The organism is Streptomyces sp. NBC_01244, from assembly GCF_035987325.1.
In the GTDB taxonomy this organism is placed as follows: Bacteria; Actinomycetota; Actinomycetes; order Streptomycetales; family Streptomycetaceae; genus Streptomyces.
Genome location: NZ_CP108488.1, coordinates 6,341,309 through 6,360,916 on the forward strand (window position 1 = coordinate 6,341,309; position 19,608 = coordinate 6,360,916).

Consider the following 19,608-nt stretch of genomic DNA (forward strand, 5'->3'; position numbering starts at 1 on the left):
TACGGCGCGGCGGTACGACGGAGGCGGGGGACCGCCATCCGGTGACCGGCCGTCACCCCGGCCCCACCAGGCAACCAGCACGAGCACGAGCAGCACACGTAAACAGGATTGCGAGCACCGGTGCAGAAGAAGCGGCCTCGGAAGAACGGCACCGTCGCGAACGGCACCGCACCCGACGGCACCGCACCCGTCCGACGAGCCCCCGACGGCCCGGTCGCCGCGACCGCTCCCGCAGGGCGCCGCGTCCGCGTGCGCCGCAGGTTGGTCATCGGGGTCGCCGTGGCCGGGCTCGCCGTCCTCGCGGCGGGAGCGCCGGCCGTCCTGTCCGCCTCCGCGGACCTGAAGGACTCCCAGGAGCTGGTCACCCTCGCCGACCGGAGCCGGCAGACCCTCACCCTCGCCCACCTGCTCGGGGACGAGCGCGACGCCGTCACCGCGTACGTGGCCAAGGGCCGCCCCGGCGGCGTCCGGGGCAAGCAGGCCGCCGCGGTCCAGGAGCGGGCCGCGGGCACCGACCGCCAGCTCGCCGAGGTCCAGGCCGACGCCGACGAGGAGCTCGCCCAGGCACTCGGCCGGGTCGGCGCCGTCCGCACCGAGTCCATCGAGGGCAAGGACAGCGCCCTCACCGCCCACCAGGCCTACTCCGGAGTCATCGCCGAACTCCTCGCGCCGAGCGGCCGGCTCGCCGAGCTGACCCCGCCGCGCGCCGCGGACGCCCTCGTCACCACCCGCCCGCTGGGCCCCCTCGGCCAGGCCGCGGAGCAGGCCTCCGCCACCCGCGGACTGCTGCTCGCCGCACTGTCCGTGCCCGGCGGCGACCGGCAGCCGGGCGCCGCCTACGTGGACGAACTCGCCGCCGCCGCCCAGCGGGCGCGGGTACGGGAGCAGGGCGCGCTCGACGATTTCGCGCGGGCCGCGCGCCCCGACGTGCGCCAGAGCCTCGCCGCCACCGTCACCGGACCCGAGGTCAAGACGGCCGACGACTACCTCAAGCGGCTCACCGACCGGCCGTCCCTCTCGGCCGCCGACCGCAAGCTCGATCCCGGCACCGTCGGACCGGCCCTGACCGCCCGCGTCGACCGGATGCGCTCGGTCGAGGCCACCCTCGCCGGCCAGCGCGCCACCGCGCTCGCCGCGCTGCGCGACGACGACGTGACCGCGTTGGAGCTCAAGCTCGCCTTCCTCGGCGTGCTGTTCCTCCTCACCCTCGGCATCTCCACCGCCATCGCGCGCTCCCTGACCCGCCCGCTGTCGGTCCTGCGGCGCGGAGCCGCGAGGCTGGCGACGCCGGAGGGCTCGGTGGAACCGGTCCGGTTCACGGGCCGCAACGACGAGTTCGCCGAGGTGGTGCGCCACCTCAACGCGGTACGCGACCAGACGGTCTCCCTGCACACCCGGATCGCCGGACTCGACGCCGACCGCCGCCGCCTCATCGGCCGCAACGAGGCGCTCTCGGCCGGCCGGGAGGCGCTGGAGGCAGAGCTCGCACAGCTGCGGGCGGGGCTCGAGGAGCACCGCCGCATCATGTCGACCACGTCCGTATCGCTGTCCCTGCGCACCCTGGGGCTCGTCGAGCGCCAACTCGCCGTCATCGAGGAGCTGGAGTCCGAGGAGCCGGACCCGGACCGTCTCTCCACCCTCTTCAAGCTCGACCACCTGGCGACCGTGATGCGCCGCCACAACGAGAACCTGCTCGTCCTCGCCGGCCAGGAACACGGCCACGCGCAGGGCCTGCCGGTGCCGCTGGTCGACGTCATGCGGGCGGCGGTCAGCGAGATCGAGCGCTACGAGCGCGTGGACCTCGGGGTGCTGCCCTCGTACACGCAGGTCGCAGGGCACGCCGCCGACGACATCTCGCACGTCCTGGCGGAGCTGCTGGAGAACGCGACGACCTTCTCGCCGCCGGACGCCAAGGTGAAGGTGTCCGGATGGCTGCTGGACTCCGGCGACGTGGTGCTGTCCGTCGTCGACGAGGGCATCGGGATCACCGGGGACAGGCTCGCCACGCTGAACGAGCGGCTGGCCACCCCGGACGCGTACGACGAGGAGCCCGAGTCGGAACACGGCCTGGGCCTCGGCCTGTACGTGGCCGGGCGGCTCGCGGCCCGGCACGGGGTCGGCGCCGAGCTGCGCACCCAGCCGCGCGGCGGTACGGAGGCCCTGGTCGTCGTACCCGCGGCGCTGCTTCCCGCGACCCCGCCGGCTTCGCCGGTCCACACCCTGGGCGCACCGGGCGCACCCGCGCTGCACCTGCCCGGGGTGATCGCGGAGGCCAACGAGAACACCCTCCCCTCACGCGTACGGGGCCCTGCCGCCCCCACGCCCGGGACCCCGCCGGCCCCGGCCCTGCCGGAGCCGGCGGGGGAGGCCTCCCCGGAGCCCGATCCGGCGCCGGCGCCTTCGGCGGAGCAGGCCCTGGACGCGGAGCCGTCCGCGGCCCCGGCCGCGCCCGAAGCCGCTGCTGCGGAACCGGCCGAAACCCCGGCTCCGGACCCGGCCTCCGAGGCCTTCCCCGATGTCTTCCCCGACGCCTTCCCCGAGCCGGAGCCCGCGCACGGGACCGCGCGGGCCTCCGCCGCGGAGCCGTCCGCCCGGGTGACCCCGGAGCCCGCTCCGTCGGCGTTCGCGCCTCCGGCCGGGCAGCTGCCGCCCACGGAACAGGTGTTCCGGGTCCCGGCACCGGCCGAGGTGCCCGCCGAGCAGGTGTTCCGCGTACCGCCGCAGGCCGAGGCGCCCTCCGGGGCCCAGGCCCCGGACGGGCCCGAGCCGGAGGAACTCCTCACCGACAAGGGGCTCCCCAAGCGGAGTCCCCGCGTGGTCGCCGCCGGACGCGGTGACGAGGTGCGCCCGGCGCCGGGCCGGGTGGACGCCGACGAGCTGCGCCGCCGTCTCGGCGGGTTCTACCGGGGTGCCCAGGACGGGCGCCGCGTCGTGGAGGCCGAGCTCGCGCACGCTCCCGGGCAGGACGCGCCGCAGGACCCACCGCGGGACGCGCCGCAGGACCAGGGGCAGACCGACCGGGGGGACACCGCACAGGAGGCACGCACATGAACGCGTCCAGTACGTACGGACTGAGTACCCAGGCACGCAACCTTCAGTGGCTGCTCACCGACCTCGTCGAGGAGGTCCCCGGGGTCAACTCGGTGGCCGTCGTGTCCTCGGACGGGCTCCTCCTGCTGTCCTCCGATCCGGTCGCACCCGATACGCCGGCCGCACCGGCCACGCCCTCCCGCCCCAGCGGCCCCCGCGGAGCGTCCGCCGATCTCGCGACCATCGTCTCCGGCCTCGGCTCGCTCACCACGGGCGCCGCCGCCCTGATGGACGGCGGCTCGGTCAAGCAGACGATGGTGGCCATGGAGCACGGTTCCGTGTTCGTCATGGCCATCAGCGACGGCTCGCTCCTCGGCGTACACGCCACGCCCGACTGCGACATGAGCGTCGTCGCCTACCACATGGCCTTGTTCGTGGGCCGCGCCGGCCACGTCCTGACCCCCGAAGTCCGCAGTGAGCTGCGCCAGTCGATGGAGAACACCCCGTGAGGAGTCCGGCCTCCGACCGGCTGCCGATACGCGGCGCCGACCGCCGTCCCGCCCGCGTACGCCCGTACTCCCTTACGGGCGGCCGCACCCGCTTCACGCAGATCCTGCACGTCGAGACCTTCGTCGCGGCCCTCGACACCAAGGTGTCCGAGCCGCGGAAGGCCGACCGGATGCCGGAGATGCCGGCGATCGTCGAGGTCTGCCGCCGCATGCGGACGATCGCCGAGATCGCCGCGCTGCTGAAGCTGCCGCTCGGCGTGGTCCGCGTCCTGGTCAGCGACCTCGCCGACCAGGGCAGGATCCGTGTCTACGGGACCGGGCACGGCAGCGGCCGTCCCGACCGCGCTCTGCTCGAAAGGGTGCTCAGTGGGCTCCGCCGTCTCTGAAACCGGTCTCTTCTCCCCGAACACGGACCCGGGCGCCCCGGCGGCGAACCCCGACCCGGACCCGGACGAGCCCGTACAGCCCTGGCAGTACGACCGCTCGCGCGCGCCCGTCGCCGTGAAGGTGCTGGTGGCGGGAGGCTTCGGGGTGGGCAAGACCACCTTCGTCGGTTCCGTCTCCGAGATCCGGCCGCTGCGCACCGAGGCGGTGATGACCGAGGCCGCCGCTCCGACCGACGACCTGTCCGGGACCCCGGACAAGCACACGACCACCGTCGCCATGGACTTCGGCCGCGTCACGCTCGACGACGACCTCGTCCTGTACGTGTACGGGACCCCGGGCCAGGAACGCTTCTGGTTCATGTGGGACGACCTGGTGCGCGGCGCCGTCGGCGGGATCGTCCTCGCGGACACGCGGCGGCTGCGGGACTGCTTCCCGGCGCTCGACTACTTCGAGAGCTGCGGGCTGCCGTACGCCGTGGCCGTCAACCACTTCGAGGGCACGCCTTCGTACGAACCGGAGGACGTGCGGGAGGCGCTGACCATACCGGCGCGCGTACCCGTCGTGATCATGGACGCGCGGCGCCGGGTCACGGTACTGGAATCCCTCATGACCCTCGTGGGCCACGCCCTCGACTCGACCCCCGAATAGAGAACGCCCACATGCGCAAGATACTCGTCGTCGGCGCCGGCCAGTCCGGTCTCCAGCTCGCCCTCGGACTCCAGGCGAAGGGGTACGAGGTCACCCTCATGTCCAACCGGACGGCGGACGAGATCCGCACCGGGCGGGTCATGTCCACCCAGTGCATGTTCGACACGGCGCTCCAGCACGAGCGCGACCTCGGGCTGAACTTCTGGGAGCAGCAGGCGCCGAAGATCGGGGGCCTGGGCGTCTCGGTCTCCGCCCCGGACGCCGGCCGCGCCATCGACTGGCTCGGCACGCTGAAGGGCTTCGCCCAGTCCGTCGACCAGCGCGTGAAGATGGCCGGCTGGCTCGACACCTTCGCGCAGCGCGGCGGCCAGTTGGTCATCCACGGGGCGTCCGTCTCCGACCTGGACTTCTTCTCCCGTACGTACGACCTGGTGCTCGTCGCGGCGGGCAAGGGCGAGCTGGTCTCGCTGTTCGGCCGGGACGCGGCCCGCTCCCCGTACGACGCCCCGCAGCGCGCGCTCGCCGTGTCGTACGTGCACGGGCTGGCTCCGCGCCCCGAGCACCCGGAGACGGACGCCGTGCGTTGCAACCTGGTCCCGGGCGTCGGCGAGCTGTTCGTGATCCCCACGCTGACCACCTCCGGGCGGGCCGACATCCTGTTCTGGGAGGGGATCCCGGGCGGACCGGTCGACGTCTTCGGCGGGGTGAAGGACCCGGCGGACCACCTCGCGCTGACGCTGGACCTGATGGAGAAGTTCACTCCCTGGGAGTACGCGCGGGCGACGAAGGTGGAGCTCACGGACGCGGGCGCCACGCTCGCCGGGAGGTACGCCCCCGTCGTCCGGGGCCCCATCGGCCGGCTGCCCGGCGGAGGTGTGGTGCTGGGCGTGGCGGACGTGGTCGTCGCCAACGACCCGATCACCGGGCAGGGTTCGAACTCGGCCGCCAAGTGCGCGGCCTCGTACCTCTCCTCGATCCTCATGCACGGGGACAAGCCGTTCGACGAGGCCTGGATGAAGGCGACCTTCGACAAGTACTGGTTCACCAGTGGCAAGCCCACCACCCAGTGGACGAACGCCATGCTCGGCGTCCCGCCGGAGCACGTGCTGAACCTGATCGGTGCGGCCGGGCAGCTCCAGCCGGTGGCGGACCGTTTCGCCAACGGCTTCGACAACCCGGCCGACTTCGACGCCTACTTCTACGACCCCGAGGACGCGGCGGACTACCTGGCGGAGGTCGCGGGCGCCCCGGAAGCCGCGGGCGCCCCGGCCTCCGCGTAACCCGTGTCGTCCCCCGCCGTCGCCCCCTCGGGCAGCGGCGGCGGGGTGAAGGCGGCCATCGGAGCCCCGTCGGGGTCCGGCCGTACCGCGCCGAGCAGCGGGTTCGCGGCGATCGGTGAGACCTTCACCTTCGCGCCCGGCCGGGGTGCCTGGATGACCTTGCCGTCGCCCACGTACAGGGCCACGTGGGTGGCCGTCGGGAAGTACACCACCAGGTCGCCCGGGCGCAGTTCGTCGAGCGGCACCCGGGGCAGCCGGGCCCACTGCTCCTGACTGGTCCGGGGGATCTCGCGGCCCGCGTGCGCCCAGGCCTGTGAGGTCAGCCCGGAACAGTCGAAGGAGGCAGGCCCCTCGGCTCCCCAGACGTACGGCTTCCCGATCTGGGCGGCCGCGTACGTCAGGGCCGTGCCGCCGGCCGCCGTGGGATTGCGCAGCTGCGCGCCGCCGCTGCCCAGCTTCCCCGAATCGATCAGCTCCCGCTGCGCGGTGGCGGTGTCCTCGGCTTCCCGCGTCCCGAGCTCGGTGAGCTGGGCGGGGCTGAGCGAGGCCAGCATCCGCTCGACCTCCTTGAGCTGCGTGGCGGCCTCCTCCTTGCGCTGCTTGGTCTCGGCGGCCAGCTTCTGCTCGGAGTCCAGGGCCTTGCGGGCGGCGGTGGCGAGGGTGTCGGCCCGCTTCTCGCCCTTGGTGAGCCGGTCCAGCGCGGCGGCCCGCCGGGCACCCTCGCGGTCCGCGACCCGGCGCTGCTCCAGGGCCCCCTGGGGGTCCCCGGCGAACAGCATCCGGGCGTACGGGGAGAACCCGCGGGCCCCCTTGTACTGATCGCGCGCCAGCCGGCCCGTGGTGGCCTGGGCGTCGGTGACGGCGGTACGGGCCTTGCCGAGCTCGGTGCTGAGCCGGCTCTCCTCGCGCTGCCGGGCCGTGAGGGCGGTCTCGGCGGCGTTGTAGGCCTCGGTGGCCTGCTCGGCGCGCTGATAGAGGCCTTGCAGACGGGTGAGGAGTACGCCGACGGGTTCGGCGGGGGCGGCGACGGCATCGGGAGCCGCGACGGCATCGGGTGCCGCCGGGGCGTCCGGGGCGTCCGGGGCGTCCGGGGCCGCCGGTGTCTCCGGGGCGGCGGGAACCTCCGGTGCGGCGGGTGCGGCGGGCGGCTCCGCGTGGGCGACGGGGAGCGGGCCGGCTGCGACGAGGGCCGCGGCGAGGCACGCGGCGCGAAGCAGCCGACGTCTGCGTCGTCGTGACATGGGGTCACCTCCTGGCGGCCGATGCTGCCACGCGCGGTATGACAAATCGCCCAATGGTGCGGCCGACCAGGCCGGGGTCACCCGGTTGGCGGGTCGGAGGGACTCGGCCGGCAGGGCGGAAGCCAGTTCGAGCGGGAGTCGTCCGCATGGGATGCCGCCTGGCGATGATCACCTTTGACGCGCGTCGTAATCCGCTGCTCACCCTCGCCGCCGCCGCGGTCGCCCTCACTGCTCTGTCCGGCTGCGAGGACTCCAAGGGTGCCGCGTCCGCCACGGCGTCCGCGTCCGCATCCGCAGCCACCCCGGCTTCCGCCGCGCCCGCTGCCGGGGCGTTCGACCCGGAGAAGGCCCTCGCGGAGGCCGGGCGGACGCCCTATGCGGCGACGATGAAGGCGTCCACCCAGCGCGCCGGGAAGGACATCGCCACGACCACGGGCCGGGGCAACTTCGAAACCCTGTTCACCGGCCGGATGGAGACCCGCCCCACGGACGCGCTCCCGGCTGCGCAGGCCGTCTGGACGGAGAGCGTCATGACGGCGGACGGCGCCTACGTCCGCGACCGTCTCGAGGCAGGCGGCGCCTGGGTCAAGATGCCGGCATCCGCGGACAGTCAGGCGAGCTACACGGGTTACGCGAAGCTCCTGCTCGCCACCGGGCCTTCGGCGAGGAAGGGCATGGAGGACCTGGGCGGGATCCCCGCGTACCACCTCGCCGGGCGCCTCGACCTCGATCAGATCGCCTCGGTCGATCCGCGCGTACACCGGTCGATGAAGGCGAAGGGCGTCACGGGCTTCGGCTGCGACCAGTGGATCGACGCCCACGGCCGCACGCTCCGCTTCGAGCAGCGGATGGAGACGCGCGGCATGGCGGGCGGCAACAAGGTCACCTTCGGCGAGTTCGGCCCGGTCGAGACCTTCGAAGCGCCCACCATCGGCTGACCCGGACCCCGCCGTCAGTCGCGCAGCAGCCGGGCCTTGGCCGCCGAGAACTCCTCCGGGGTCAGCAGGCCCTCGCGTGCCAGGGCGGCGAGTTGGGTCAGGCGGTCGGTCAGGTCGGCACCGGGGGAGACCGGTCCCGAAGCTCCCGGTCCGGGGTGTGGAGCCGAGGGGGAGGCCGCGGGCTCCCGGCGGGCCGAGGGGGCGGCCGGCGGGGAGGGGGCCGGGCCGGGCTGCGGGCCCGGGGCCTGTGCTTGGCCCGCGCCGGGGGTCCCGGTCCGGTCCGGGGCCGTGGCCGTGCCACCCGGCGGCTGCGGCTGCGGCCCCGGCTGCGCCGCCGCGGCCGCCGGGTGCTGGGCCGTGTCCCAGACGTAGGCTCCGCGCGCCAGGATTCCGCGTAGCAGGGGGTGGCCCGAGGGCCGCTGGGAGGGGTTCACCACGGAGCCGATCGGGCGGATGAACATCAGGCCGCCCCCAGCCGGTCGGCCGGGAGGCGGACCGCTCCCGCGATCCGGCCGCCCGCCGCGCGGACGGCGATGGCGGCGTCCTCGGCCCAGACGTGCTCGACGACCAGGAGGAGCGCGCAGCTGCCGCGGTCCATCAGCTCGGCCGCTTCCCCGACGTCCTCGGGGCCGATCAGCGGGGCCGCCTCCCGGTGGGCGAGCAGGCCCCGGAGTTCGACGAACTCGTCGAACTCCGCCGACAGCACCCGGCCGGACGCCGTCTTGGTGGCCACCAGCCCGTCGATCAGCCGCACGACTCCGGCTTTGCGCAGCCCCATCACCGCCTCGACCGCCGCGACCCGCAGCTGTTCTTCCGGAAAGGCCAGGACGATGAACTCCGCAGGTCCCATGGAAGGAGACTCCTGATCCGCTGTCCGCTACTTCGCTTCCGACCAGTTCTGACGACTCTTCGGCACACTATGACATAAGCGGACATACGGCCTGGCTCCTTGCTACGTTTCCCCGTATGACCGCTCTGACGGCGAAGGTGACGGAACCCGCCCCGCCACCGCCACCCGACGCCCGTGCGCCCAAGCGTCGTGGAGTCGAGCTGTCGCTGCTCTTCGGCGCCGTCCTGATCGCCGTCCTCGGCCACCTCTACGTGGGGCTCGCCACCACCGGCCACATCCCCGGGCCGGCCGCCCACTACGCCGCCGGCCTCGCCGTGGCCGCCCTCGTCGCCCACCTGGCCGTCCGCCTGTTCGCCCCGTACGCCGATCCGCTGCTGCTCCCGATCGCCGTCCTGCTCAACGGCCTCGGCCTCGTCCTCATCCAGCGCCTCGACGCCACCACCCCGGCGAACGTCACCGCCGGCGAACAACTGCGCTGGTCCGCCCTCGGGATGGTGCTCTTCGTGCTCGTCGTCGCGCTGCTGCGCGATCACCGGGTGCTGCAGAAGTACGCGTACCTGTCCGTCGCCGTCGCGCTCGTGCTGATGATGGTCCCCGTCTTCTTCCCCGCCGTGAACGGCGCGCACATCTGGATCCGGTTCGCCGGGCTCTCCTTCCAGCCCGGGGAGTTCGCCAAGATCCTGCTCGCCGTCTTCTTCGCCTCCTACCTCGCGGCGAACCGCACCGCCCTGGCCCTCACCGGCCGCACCCTCTTCTGGAAGCTGAGGCTGCTGCCCGGCCGGGTCCTCGGCCCGATCCTGGCCATCTGGCTGCTCTCCGTCGGCGTACTCGTCCTGGAGCGCGACCTCGGGACCTCGCTGCTCTTCTTCGGCCTCTTCGTGATCATGCTGTTCACGGCCACCGGCCGGATCGGCTGGATCGCGATCGGCCTGCTGCTCGCGGCCGTGGGCGCGTACGCCGTCGGGACGTTCGAGCCGCACGTGAACAGCCGCGTCGACGACTGGCTGAATCCTTTCGCCTCCATCGAGCGCGGTGACGGCCCCGGCCAGCTCGCCCAGTCCCTCTTCGCCTTCGGAGCCGGTGGACTGCTCGGCGCCGGGCTCGGCCACGGGCAGTCCTTCCTCATCGGGTTCGCCGCCAAATCGGACTTCATCCTCGCCACCGCCGGGGAGGAGCTCGGCCTCGTCGGCCTCACCGCGATCCTGCTCCTCTACGGGCTCCTCGTAGCCCGCGGATTCCGCGCCGGCCTGGCGCTGCGCGACCCCTTCGGCCGCCTCCTCGCCACCGGGCTCGCCTCGATCGTCGCGCTCCAGGTGTTCGTCATCGCCGGCGGAGTCACCGGTCTGATCCCGCTGACCGGCATGGCGATGCCCTTCCTCGCCCAGGGCGGCTCCTCCGTGGTCACCAACTGGATCATCGTCGCCCTCCTGGTCCGGCTCAGCGACAGCGCCCGCAGGCCCGGACCGGCCGAGGAGGCCGAAGCGTGATCCGCTACATCCGCTGGTGCGCGTACTTCTGCGCCCTGCTGCTCGTCGCCCTGCTGGTCAACGTCGGCCGCGTGCAGGTCTGGGAGGCCGCCGGCTACGGCGCCAATCCGGCCAACAAGCGCCCCGCCATCGAGCGGTACGCCGAACCGCGCGGGGAAATCACCGTCGACGGCCGTCCCGTCACCGGCTCCCGGGACAGCCGTCAACTGCTGCGCTACGAGCGCACGTACAAGAACGGCCCGCTCTACGCACCCGTCACCGGTTTCGCCTCCCAGACCTACGGGACCAGCTTCCTGGAACGCGCCGAGGACCCGGTCCTCTCCGGCACCGACCCCGGGCTCTCGGCCTTCCCGCTCTGGTACGAGCTCTCGCGCGGCCGCCCGGGCGGCGGCAACGCCGCCACCACCATCCGGGCGAGCATGCAGCTGGCCGCGTACACCGGGCTCGCCGGGAAGCGGGGCGCGGTCGCCGCCGTCGAGCCGGCCACGGGCAAGATCCTCGCGCTGGTCAGCAGCCCCTCCTACGACCCGGCGGTGCTCTCCGGTACGGGGCCGAAGGTCAAGGAGGCCTGGGAGAAGCTCAACGCGGACCCCGCCAAGCCGATGCTCAACCGGGCACTGCGCGAGACGTACCCGCCCGGCTCCACGTTCAAGATCGTGACGGCCGCCGCCGCCCTCGACGCGGGCGTGGTCACCGACGTGGACGCGCCGACCGAGACTCCGGACCCGTACCCGCTGCCCGGCACCAGCACCCTGCTGCCGAACGCCGGCACGGGCTGCGCCGACGCCTCGATGGCGGACGCGGTGCAGTGGTCGTGCAACACCGTGATGGCGAAGATCGGCGTACAGGTCGGGCTGCGCGGGATGACGGACGCGGCGCGGCGGTTCGGCTTCAACGACGGCGGGCTGCGCGTGCCGGCCTGGGTGTCGCGGTCCAACTTCGACACCGACATGAGCCCCGACCAGCTGGCCCTGTCCTCGATCGGGCAGTTCAACACCAAGGCCACCCCGCTGCAGATGGCGATGGTGGCGGCGGCCGTCGCCAACGGCGGGGAGCTCAAGGCCCCCTACCTGGTGGACCGCACGACCCAGGACGACGGCGACCCGGTCCGCCGCGCCGACCAGCGCAGCCTCGGCCGGGCCATGACCCCACTGACCGCGATGCGGATGCAGGAGCTCATGGTGAAGGTGGTGGAGAGCGGCACCGGCCGCAACGCGGCGATCCCCGGCGCCGTGGTCGGCGGCAAGACCGGCACGGCCCAGCACGGCGTCGGCAACGCGGGCACCCCGTACGCCTGGTTCATCTCCTGGGCGGGCCCCCGGGGCGGCCGGCCGCCGGCCGTGGCGGTCGCGGTGGTCGTCGAGGACGCGTCGGCCGTCCGCGGGGACATCAGCGGCAACCTCGCGGCCGCGCCGATCGCCCGGGCCGTCATGGAGGCGGCGCTGTCCGCCCGGTGAACCGGCCCGGGAGGAGCGGTGGTTGCGTGATTACGGTGAGGGCATGGCCCGACCTCGTACGCGTTCGCCCTCCGCACGGGAAACCCGTGCGGAGGGCGCGTCGTAGGAGCCGCGTCGCGGGAGCCGCGCCGCCCGGGCCGGCCCGCCCGACGGGATCCCGCCCGACCGGTTCCGCCCACCGCCCTAGGTGCCCGCGCCCTCCGCGATGGCCTCCGCCACCTCCGCCACCCGCTGTTCCTCCTCGGCCGCGAACCGCTCCCGGTCGAGGGCCTCGGCGATCTCCTCGTCCTGGCTCATCAGCAGGTCCAGGTTGGAGTTGCCCATCTCGAAGACGCCCATGTCCAGGTACGCCTTCTGCAGCCGCTCGCCCCACAGCCCGATGTCCTTCACGCAGGGCACGATCCGGCTGAACAGCAGCTTGCGGAAGAGCGCCAGGAACTCCGACCGCTCGCTGAACTCCTCCGCCTCGGCGCGCGAGATGCCGAAGTTCTCGAGCACCTCCACCCCGCGCAGCCGGTCCCGCATCAGGTAGCAGCCCTCGATCACGAATTCCTCGCGCTCGCGCAGCTCGGCGTCCGTCAACTGCTTGTAGTAGTCGCGCAGCGCCATCCGCCCGAACGCCACGTGCCGTGCCTCGTCCTGCATCACGTAGGCCAGGATCTGCTTGGGCAGCGGCTTGTTCGTGGTGTCGCGGATCATCCCGAAGGCGGCCAGAGCCAGCCCCTCGATGAGCACCTGCATGCCCAGGTACGGCATGTCCCAGCGGGAATCGCGCAGGGTGTCGCCGAGCAGTCCCTGCAGGCTGTTGTTGATCGGGTAGAGCATCCCGATCTTCTCGTGCAGGAACCGCCCGAAGATCTCCGCGTGCCGGGCCTCGTCCATGGTCTGCGTGGCGGAGTAGAACTTCGCGTCCAGGTCCGGCACCGACTCGACGATGCGCGCCGCGCACACCATCGCGCCCTGCTCGCCGTGCAGGAACTGGCTGAAGTTCCAGGCGGCGTAGTGCCGGCGCAGTTCGCCCCGGTCCCGCTCCGTGAGCTTGGCCCAGTGCCGGGTGCCGTGCAGCGGAAGCGCCTCGTCCGGGGTGCCCAGGGGATCGTACGGATCCACCTCGATGTCCCAGTCGATGCGCTTGGCGCCGTCCCACTGCTTGTCCTTGCCCTTCTGGTACAGGGCCAGCAGCCGCTCGCGGCCGCCGTCGTACTCCCAGCTGAAACGGGCGCTGCCGGAGGCGGGGACCGCCCAGACGGTCTCGCCCGGATCGTTGGTGTAGAGCTCGTGCGTCGACACTGACGCCCCCTCGTCTCACGTAGCCGCGTACTCGCGTGTACTTCCGTACGGGACCGGACAGTTGGCAGCGTCACACGTTGGTAGACGCGCGGTCAACAAGTCGTGTGCAAGGGATTGACGGTCTTGCTGACGGGGAGTCTCATAAGAGGTGACCGCCGGTAACTCGACGACGAGGTGTCCGAAGCCATGACCACCGTGACCGAACGAGCCGAGCTCCGCGATGCCCTCGGACTGCTCAAGGACCGCGAGCAGATCGCCGAGCGGCTGCTCGAATCCTCGGCCAAGCACTCCTTCGACCCGGACCGGGAACTGGACTGGGACGCCCCGCCCATCGACGGCAAGTACTACTGGCCGCCCGAGCTGCTCTCCCTCTTCGACACCCCGCTCTGGAAGAAGATGGGCGAGGAGCAGCGCATCGAACTCTCCCGCCACGAGGCGGCGGCGCTCGGCTCGCTCGGCATCTGGTTCGAGATCATCCTGATGCAGCTCCTGGTCCGGCACATCTACGACAAGTCCCTGACCAGCAATCACGTCCGGTACGCACTCACCGAGATCGCCGACGAGTGCCGCCACTCGATGATGTTCGCCCGCATGATCAAGACGGGCGGCGCCCCCGAGTACCCGGTCTCCCGCGCCAACCACAACCTCGCCCGCGTCCTGAAGACCGTCTCCACCACCCCGGGCTCCTTCGCCTGCACCCTCCTCGGCGAGGAGGTCCTCGACTGGATGCAGCGGCTGACCTTCCCGGACGAGCGCGTCCAGCCCCTCGTCCGCGGAGTCACCCGCATCCACGTCATCGAAGAGGCGCGCCACGTCCGCTACGCCCGCGAGGAACTGCGCCGCCAGATGCTCACCGCCCCGCGCTGGGAGCAGGAGCTCACCCGCGTGAGCTGCGGCCAGGCCGCCCGCGTGTTCTCGCAGGCCTTCGTGAACCCCCAGGTCTACGACAACATCGGCCTCGACCGGCACGAGGCGCTCGCCCAGGTCAAGGCGAGCGGCCACCGCCGGGAGGTCATGCAGACCGGAGCCAAGCGGCTCACCGACTTCCTGGACGACATAGGCGTGATGCGCGGAGTCGGCCGCAAGCTCTGGAAGAGCTCGGGCCTCCTCGCCTGACCACCCCCGCGACCACCTCCGTGACCACCCCGGTCCGCACTCCACTGAGCACCCCTGGCCCCGGGGCCACGACGTGGGGCTACCCTGCGGACATGACAGCCGTACGGGCGTACCGCAGGTTGAGCGTCGAGGAGCGCCGGGCCCAGCTCCTCGACGCGGCCCTGACGTTGTTCGCGCACCGGGCGCCGGAGGAGGTCTCGCTGGACGACGTGGCCGAGGCCGCCGGCGTCTCGCGCCCCCTCGTCTACCGCTACTTCCCGGGCGGGAAACAGCAGCTCTACGAGGCCGCCCTGCGCTCGGCCGCCGACGTGCTGCGGCTCTGCTTCGCCGAACCCCAGGCCGGACCCCTGACCCAGCGGCTCTCCCGGGTCCTGGACCGGTACCTGGCCTTCGTCGACGAACACGACGCCGGCTTCTCCGCCCTCCTCCAGGGCGGCAGCGTGGTCGAAACCTCCCGCACCACCGCCACCGTCGACGGCATCCGCCGGGCGGCCGCCGAGGCGATCCTCTTCCACCTCGGCGTGCCGGCCCCCGGCCCGCGCCTGCGCATGATGGTGCGCACGTGGATCACGGCGGTCGAGGCCGCCTCGCTGATCTGGATCGACGAGGGCAAACAGCCGGAGATCGACTCGCTCCGGGACTGGCTGGTGGACCAGTTCATCGCCCTGCTCACGGCCACGGCCGCCACCGACCCGGAGACGGCCGCGGCCGCTCGCGCCGCCCTCGCGCTCGAATCGGCGGACGGCCCTGTGGGGGTACTGGCCCGCAGGGTGATCCCCGTGGTCTCCGAGGCGGCCCACCTGCTGTGACCCCTGAACTGCTGTGACCCCTGAACTGCTGTAATTTCCGAACTCCTGTGAGACTGGAGGGGTGAGAAGCCAACCCACCCCCTTCGAGGGCGGCCCGATGGACGGCCGGACCCTGCCGATCCTCCTCGGTCCGACCGGCCACCCGTCGAAGTGGTACGAGATCCCGGTCCCGGCCCCGGACGGCGGCGCCCCCACGGTGCTGCTCTACGAGCGCGTCCCGGCGGGGTACTCCAAGCGCCTGGGCCTCCAGAAGGGCTGGAAGTACGTCTACGCCCCGGACGGTCAGAAGCCGAAGCTCCGCTGGCCCTGGACCAAGCCGACGCCGCCCGGCCCTGGCGCGCCGGGGGAGTGACGGCGGGCGCCACCTCACGGCAGCCGGGCCTCCACCAGGGTCAGTACGGCCTCCGCCCCGCCCGCCCCGCCTTCGGGGGGTTCCGCCTGCCGGAACACCAGCCCGGCCCCGATGACCTCCGCCTGACCCACGGCGATCGTCAGCCCGAGCCCGTGCCCCTTGCTCCCGTCCCCGGTGCGGAACCGCTGGGGCCCGTGGGACACGAGGTACTCGGGATAGCCGTCACCGTGGTCCCGTACCGTCACCACCGGCCCGTCCACCGTCACCACCACCGGCGCCCGCCCGTGCTTGTGGGCATTGGCGACCAGGTTCCCCAGCACCCGCTCGAGGCGCCGCCGGTCCGTCTCCACGTGCGCGTCCCGCACCACGACGACCTCCGTGTCCGTCCCCGAAGCCCGCACCACCCGCCGCGCGAGACGCCCGAGCTGGTGCAGGTCCGTCTCCACCACCTCGCTGCCCGAGTCGAGCCGGGAGATCTCCAGCAGGTCCTCCGTCAGCTGCCGCATCGTGCGCACCCGCTCCTGCACCAGCTCCGTCGCCCGGCCGTCCGGCAGCAGCTCCGACGCCGCCTGCAGACCGGTCAGCGGGGTGCGCAGCTCGTGCGCGACGTCCGCCGTGAACCGCTGCTCCCGCTGGAGCTTCGTCTGCAGGCTGCCCGCCATCGTGTCCAGGGCCGCCGCCACCGTCGCCACCTCGTCCTGGTGCCGCGAGGGGTCCTTCGTACGCGGGTCCCCGACCCGTGCGTCCAGGTCGCCCTGGGTGATCCGGCGGGCCACCGTCGCCGTCTGGTGCAGCCGCCGCGTCACCCGGGTCACGGCGAAGGCCCCCACCAGCAGCGTCCCGCCGATGGCCAGGACCGACGACCCGATGATCGCGTTGTCCAGCCCGCTGATCGTCCGCGCGCTCTGCCCGTAGTCGACGGCCGTGGCCAGCGCCTTCCCGTCGGCCGGGGCCGCCGCCCACATCAGCTGCCGGCCCTCGTACTCCGCCACGAGCGTCCCGCGCTGTCCGGCCAGGGCCAGCGCGCGCAGCCGGTCCGGCAGCCCGGCCGGATCCAGCCCGGATTCCGGCGGCAGTATCTCGCCGGCCTCGTAGGCGCGCGAGGCGTCGGTCAGCTTGGCGAGGGCCTTCTCGCGGGCCGTCGCGACGGTCTGCCCGGTCACCTCCACGTGCACGAGCACACCCAGAACCGCCGCGAGCGAGCAGCACATCAGCACGATGAAGCACGCCGACTTCCAGGTCAGCGTCGCCGTCCACGAGGGCAGCCGGAGCCTCACCGCGACGCTCCCGGCGAACCGGGGCTCGGGGATGGTGCCGGGGCGCGGCTCGGGCCGGCGCCGGGCACGCGCACGATCTGCTCCCACGTCGGCAGCATCGAGCGCTGCGTCTCGTCCCAGGACCAGGTGGTGTTCACCTCGTAGCCGGCGTTGCCGCTGGGGACGCGCAGGATCACGTCCCGGCCGGCGAGCTCGACGCTGATGAGGGTGTCGGTGGTGGCCATGATCCGGTTGAGCCGGCCCTGGGCGTCCGCCGTGTAGACGCGCACGGACATCTGCTGCTCGGGGTACTCGATGCCGACGATCAGCTCGTCCTTGCCGTTGCCGGTGAGGTCCCGGTAGTACGGCGTCAGCACCGGACACTTCTTCGGGTCGGCCCCGTCCGCCCCGCACTCCCTGATCGCGGTGATCGTCTCCGGAGGCATCCCGTCGGGACCGGTCTGCACGTTCGGGTGGGCCCGCAGCTCGGCCTGCACCAGGGCGGCCGGGTCGATCCCGTGCACGTTCTGGTCCTGGACGGCCGCGATCCCGGGCACGTACTCGGGCGGCGCGCCCCCCGGATCGGCGGGCGGTACGACGGCCCCCGCGCGCCCCGGCCACAGATGTACGGGCCCGCTCGCGGTCGGGGTCGCCCCCGCGCCGGCCAGCCCGCCGGTGTCGCCACAGGCGCTCGCCAGCGGCAGCAGCAGGGCGGCGAACAGGGTGACCCGCAGACCGGCCCGGACACGCCGACGCCGCCGCCCGGGACCGTGATGGGAGGGAACGGATCCGGATCCGATCACCCGTCGACCCTCCTCTCCCATGAGCATGTGCCCGTCCACAGTAGGCAGAGCCACATCGTTTCCGCCCGTGCGCTCGGGGCGGAGGGCTGCGGCGCCGACCAGGTGGGGAGGGTGCGGCCTACGCCTCGGTGCGCCCGCGGCGCAGCATCGCGAAGCCCAGCCCGGCGGCGCCGATCGCCGCGATCCCGCCGCCCGCGGCGAGCAGCAGCATGCCGTCACCCGGACCGTCGGCCAGCGTGTTCAGGCCCAGCGCCTCGACGGTCCCGGCACCCGAGCGCGAGGACGCGACGGCGGGGACGACCTTGCCGTCCCGGGTCGCGGTCTTGTGCCCGGTGTGGCCGCCGGTGGCGGGGGAGCCGCCGGGGTTCTCCGTATCGCTCCCGGCTCCGGCCCCGACTCCGCCCCCGGCCTCGGCCCCGGCCCAGGAGCTGAGCCGGCCGTCAGACCGCAGCGCGAGGTGCATCGACCCGGCGTCGCCGTAGCCGGTGCCGCCGTCACGGCTGGTCAGGGTGGCCGCGGTGGAGCCGTCGGGGTTGAGGACCTCGGCCTGGTAGGCGCCCTTGGCCACCCGGTACACCTTCGCGGTGGAGACGCCGTCCGCGAGGGACAGGGTCTTGACCAGGGTCCGCGGGGCGGTCACGCCCTGCGCGGAGGAAGCCGACGGCACCCCGTCGGCGAGCGCGGCCGCCGCGGGGAAGGCCAGCAGGGTGCCGGCACCCACGGCCACGGCGGCGGCGCGGACGAGCGTGCTGCGGCTGCGGCTCACGGTGTTCACGGGAAGTCCTTCGGTGCAGGTCAGGCCCTGGGCCGTCCAGGTGGGATAAACGTATGCACCGGCCGTTGCGGTAACCCGTTGCTTCTGTAACAGCCACGCCTCAGCGACCCGACGGAGTCGTTACACGCCCCGGGCCGCACGGCACGCGCGACAGGCGGGACCCCACCGGGGGATTGCCGCGGGGCGCCCGGGCTGCTCCCATGGACGGCGGGGGTGAGGACCATGGCTTCGAGGGGACTGAAGGTACTGCCGAGCGGCCGACCCGGCCGCGGCCGGCTGTACGTGAACCTGCCCGACGGCCGGGCGGTGGCCTGGTACGACCGGCGGGCCAACCGGATCAGCGTGCTGGCGGACGAGCGCCGTGAGGAGATCCTGACGGCGTTACGCCCCTACCTCACCGGAACCGTCGCCATCGGCCCGCCACCCGTCCCCACGGCCGAGGACCTGCTCCGCCTGTCCCTCCCGCCCGACGAGGACCTGGCCCCGAACCGCCCGGGGGAGGCGCAGCTCGGCGCCCTCACGTACGGCACCGCGGGCACCCGCGCCCGGCACCGGCTCCGCCAGGAGCTCACGGTGAGGCAGCGGATGGGCGACGTACTGGACGCCCTGGCGGAGTCGGAGGACTGGCGGGTCCTGCATTCGATCCACGGCGTCGCGGACCACCTGCTCTTCGGCCCGCCCGGCGTCTTCTGCATCCGCACGGTCCAGGGCCGCCGCCAGCGTGCGGTGATCGGCGACCTCCTCCTCAGGGTGGGTCGCGCCGAGCCCACCCCGGACCCCCGCGAAGCCCGCCGCGCGGCGGCGCACGCGACCCGCGCCCTCTCCGCCCCGGTGACCCCGGTCCTGGCGGTGGTCGACGCGACCCGCCTGGAGGTCACCCCCACCCTCCGGGACGTCCGCATCCTCACCCCGGCAACCACCTCCACCTTCCTGACGAACACCCCCACCACCCTCAAACCCCCGGACGTGGAAGCCCTCTTCACCACAGCCAGAGACCGCCGAACCTGGCAGTAGCCCCCGTCATCCGGGGACGGGGCGCTGCCCTCAGCCGCCCCCGGGTCCGCCCCGGGGCCGCCCTAGGCCGCCCCGCACCCGCCCCGTGTCCGCCCTTCCGCCCCGGTGGTGTGCCTTTCAGCCGTCCGGTGGTTGGGCATTCCAGCCGTCCGGCGCTGGAGGACCGGGGCCTGGGGCGGAGCCCCGGGGGGTCGGGGCGCAGCCCGGTACCCCCTCCCAGCCGTCCGGTGGTTGGGCATTCCAGCCGTCCGGCGTTTGAGGACCGGGGTCCGGGGCGGAGCCCCAGGGGGGTCCGGGCGCAGCCCGGTACCCCTTCCCAGCCCGTCCGGCGTTTGAGGACCGGGTCAGGGCGGAGCCCTGCTGGGG

The 19,608-nt window shown here is 73.3% G+C and carries 19 protein-coding genes; 12 read left to right on the forward strand and 7 right to left on the reverse strand.

Going from position 1 to position 19,608, the window contains the following annotated elements; all coding sequences use genetic code 11:
* Window positions 1-120: 120 nt before the first annotated feature.
* From OG247_RS28730 to OG247_RS28750, 5 genes are read left to right on the forward strand one after another with little or no spacing between them, the layout of a single operon-like run.
* Entirely contained in the window at window positions 121-3,051 is a 2,931-nt protein-coding gene (locus tag OG247_RS28730) for a sensor histidine kinase (protein ID WP_327254928.1), read from the forward strand.
* Window positions 3,048-3,539: a roadblock/LC7 domain-containing protein gene (locus OG247_RS28735; RefSeq protein ID WP_327254929.1), complete on the forward strand. Its 492-nt coding sequence runs from the start codon at window positions 3,048-3,050 to the stop codon at window positions 3,537-3,539. Before OG247_RS28730 ends, OG247_RS28735 begins: the two co-directional genes overlap by 4 nt.
* Entirely contained in the window at window positions 3,536-3,925 is a 390-nt protein-coding gene (locus OG247_RS28740) for a DUF742 domain-containing protein (RefSeq protein ID WP_327254930.1), read from the forward strand. Before OG247_RS28735 ends, OG247_RS28740 begins: the two co-directional genes overlap by 4 nt.
* Window positions 3,906-4,574 (forward strand): GTP-binding protein, encoded by a 669-nt coding sequence (locus OG247_RS28745; RefSeq protein WP_327254931.1) that lies wholly within the window; start codon window positions 3,906-3,908, stop codon window positions 4,572-4,574. The genes OG247_RS28740 and OG247_RS28745 overlap by 20 nt, the downstream gene beginning before the upstream one ends.
* Window positions 4,575-4,585: 11 nt before the next feature.
* Window positions 4,586-5,854, forward strand: coding sequence for a styrene monooxygenase/indole monooxygenase family protein (locus OG247_RS28750; RefSeq protein ID WP_327254932.1), 1,269 nt, complete (start codon window positions 4,586-4,588; stop codon window positions 5,852-5,854).
* On the opposite strand, the gene OG247_RS28755 is transcribed toward OG247_RS28750, so the two are convergent.
* Window positions 5,797-7,095, reverse strand: a complete 1,299-nt coding sequence (locus OG247_RS28755; protein WP_327254933.1) for a C40 family peptidase — start codon at window positions 7,093-7,095, stop codon at window positions 5,797-5,799. The two genes, OG247_RS28750 and OG247_RS28755, sit on opposite strands and share 58 nt — an antisense overlap.
* 164 nt (window positions 7,096-7,259) lie before the next feature.
* On the opposite strand from OG247_RS28755, the gene OG247_RS28760 reads away from it, so the two are divergent.
* On the forward strand, window positions 7,260-8,033 hold the full coding sequence (locus OG247_RS28760; protein ID WP_327254934.1) for a hypothetical protein: 774 nt from the start codon (window positions 7,260-7,262) through the stop codon (window positions 8,031-8,033).
* Window positions 8,034-8,047: 14 nt separating this feature from the next.
* Here OG247_RS28760 and OG247_RS28765 read toward each other — a convergent pair whose 3' ends face one another.
* Both OG247_RS28765 and OG247_RS28770 read right to left on the reverse strand, forming a co-directional pair.
* Complete coding sequence (locus tag OG247_RS28765; RefSeq protein ID WP_327254935.1) at window positions 8,048-8,494, reverse strand: SHOCT domain-containing protein; 447 nt, start codon at window positions 8,492-8,494, stop codon at window positions 8,048-8,050.
* Window positions 8,494-8,883, reverse strand: a complete 390-nt coding sequence (locus OG247_RS28770) for a DUF6325 family protein (protein WP_327254936.1) — start codon at window positions 8,881-8,883, stop codon at window positions 8,494-8,496. Before OG247_RS28770 ends, OG247_RS28765 begins: the two co-directional genes overlap by 1 nt.
* A gap of 116 nt (window positions 8,884-8,999) precedes the next feature.
* Here OG247_RS28770 and OG247_RS28775 point away from each other — a divergent pair, with 116 nt between their 5' ends.
* Together OG247_RS28775 and OG247_RS28780 are read left to right on the forward strand one after the other, a co-directional pair.
* Window positions 9,000-10,370, forward strand: coding sequence for an FtsW/RodA/SpoVE family cell cycle protein (locus tag OG247_RS28775; protein ID WP_327254937.1), 1,371 nt, complete (start codon window positions 9,000-9,002; stop codon window positions 10,368-10,370).
* Complete coding sequence (locus OG247_RS28780) at window positions 10,367-11,827, forward strand: penicillin-binding transpeptidase domain-containing protein (protein ID WP_327254938.1); 1,461 nt, start codon at window positions 10,367-10,369, stop codon at window positions 11,825-11,827. The genes OG247_RS28775 and OG247_RS28780 overlap by 4 nt, the downstream gene beginning before the upstream one ends.
* Window positions 11,828-12,010: 183 nt before the next feature.
* Here OG247_RS28780 and OG247_RS28785 read toward each other — a convergent pair whose 3' ends face one another.
* The gene (locus OG247_RS28785) at window positions 12,011-13,117 is read right to left on the reverse strand and encodes a ferritin-like domain-containing protein (RefSeq protein WP_327254939.1); all 1,107 of its coding nucleotides are present in this window, start codon (window positions 13,115-13,117) and stop codon (window positions 12,011-12,013) included.
* Window positions 13,118-13,303: 186 nt separating this feature from the next.
* On the opposite strand from OG247_RS28785, the gene OG247_RS28790 reads away from it, so the two are divergent.
* The 3 genes from OG247_RS28790 to OG247_RS28800 all read left to right on the forward strand — a co-directional run bounded on the left by OG247_RS28790 (window position 13,304) and on the right by OG247_RS28800 (window position 15,394).
* The gene (locus OG247_RS28790) at window positions 13,304-14,233 is read left to right on the forward strand and encodes an AurF N-oxygenase family protein (protein WP_327254940.1); all 930 of its coding nucleotides are present in this window, start codon (window positions 13,304-13,306) and stop codon (window positions 14,231-14,233) included.
* A gap of 92 nt (window positions 14,234-14,325) precedes the next feature.
* Window positions 14,326-15,042: a TetR/AcrR family transcriptional regulator gene (locus OG247_RS28795; protein WP_327254941.1), complete on the forward strand. Its 717-nt coding sequence runs from the start codon at window positions 14,326-14,328 to the stop codon at window positions 15,040-15,042.
* A 61-nt stretch (window positions 15,043-15,103) separates the two neighbouring features.
* Window positions 15,104-15,394 carry a hypothetical protein gene (locus OG247_RS28800; RefSeq protein ID WP_327254942.1) on the forward strand — a complete coding sequence of 97 codons (291 nt, stop codon included), beginning with the start codon at window positions 15,104-15,106 and terminating at the stop codon, window positions 15,392-15,394.
* Window positions 15,395-15,408: 14 nt separating this feature from the next.
* Here OG247_RS28800 and OG247_RS28805 read toward each other — a convergent pair whose 3' ends face one another.
* The 3 genes from OG247_RS28805 to OG247_RS28815 form a co-directional block, all read right to left on the reverse strand.
* Window positions 15,409-16,671 (reverse strand): HAMP domain-containing sensor histidine kinase, encoded by a 1,263-nt coding sequence (locus tag OG247_RS28805; protein ID WP_327257669.1) that lies wholly within the window; start codon window positions 16,669-16,671, stop codon window positions 15,409-15,411.
* The gene (locus OG247_RS28810) at window positions 16,668-17,453 is read right to left on the reverse strand and encodes a hypothetical protein (protein WP_327254943.1); all 786 of its coding nucleotides are present in this window, start codon (window positions 17,451-17,453) and stop codon (window positions 16,668-16,670) included. The genes OG247_RS28805 and OG247_RS28810 overlap by 4 nt, the downstream gene beginning before the upstream one ends.
* Window positions 17,454-17,571: 118 nt before the next feature.
* Window positions 17,572-18,228, reverse strand: coding sequence for a hypothetical protein (locus OG247_RS28815; RefSeq protein WP_327254944.1), 657 nt, complete (start codon window positions 18,226-18,228; stop codon window positions 17,572-17,574).
* 222 nt (window positions 18,229-18,450) lie between these two features.
* On the opposite strand from OG247_RS28815, the gene OG247_RS28820 reads away from it, so the two are divergent.
* Entirely contained in the window at window positions 18,451-19,242 is a 792-nt protein-coding gene (locus OG247_RS28820) for a nuclease-related domain-containing protein (RefSeq protein ID WP_327254945.1), read from the forward strand.
* Window positions 19,243-19,608 lie beyond the last annotated feature (366 nt).

Coding starts and splice junctions, on each gene's coding strand:
- OG247_RS28735 (WP_327254929.1), top strand. CDS start 3,048: ATGAACGCGTCCAGTACGTACGGACTGAGTACCCAGGCACGCAACCTT.
- OG247_RS28750 (WP_327254932.1), top strand. CDS start 4,586: ATGCGCAAGATACTCGTCGTCGGCGCCGGCCAGTCCGGTCTCCAGCTC.
- OG247_RS28755 (WP_327254933.1), bottom strand. CDS start 7,095: ATGTCACGACGACGCAGACGTCGGCTGCTTCGCGCCGCGTGCCTCGCC.
- OG247_RS28760 (WP_327254934.1), top strand. CDS start 7,260: ATGATCACCTTTGACGCGCGTCGTAATCCGCTGCTCACCCTCGCCGCC.
- OG247_RS28765 (WP_327254935.1), bottom strand. CDS start 8,494: ATGTTCATCCGCCCGATCGGCTCCGTGGTGAACCCCTCCCAGCGGCCC.
- OG247_RS28770 (WP_327254936.1), bottom strand. CDS start 8,883: ATGGGACCTGCGGAGTTCATCGTCCTGGCCTTTCCGGAAGAACAGCTG.
- OG247_RS28775 (WP_327254937.1), top strand. CDS start 9,000: ATGACCGCTCTGACGGCGAAGGTGACGGAACCCGCCCCGCCACCGCCA.
- OG247_RS28790 (WP_327254940.1), top strand. CDS start 13,304: ATGACCACCGTGACCGAACGAGCCGAGCTCCGCGATGCCCTCGGACTG.
- OG247_RS28795 (WP_327254941.1), top strand. CDS start 14,326: ATGACAGCCGTACGGGCGTACCGCAGGTTGAGCGTCGAGGAGCGCCGG.
- OG247_RS28820 (WP_327254945.1), top strand. CDS start 18,451: ATGGCTTCGAGGGGACTGAAGGTACTGCCGAGCGGCCGACCCGGCCGC.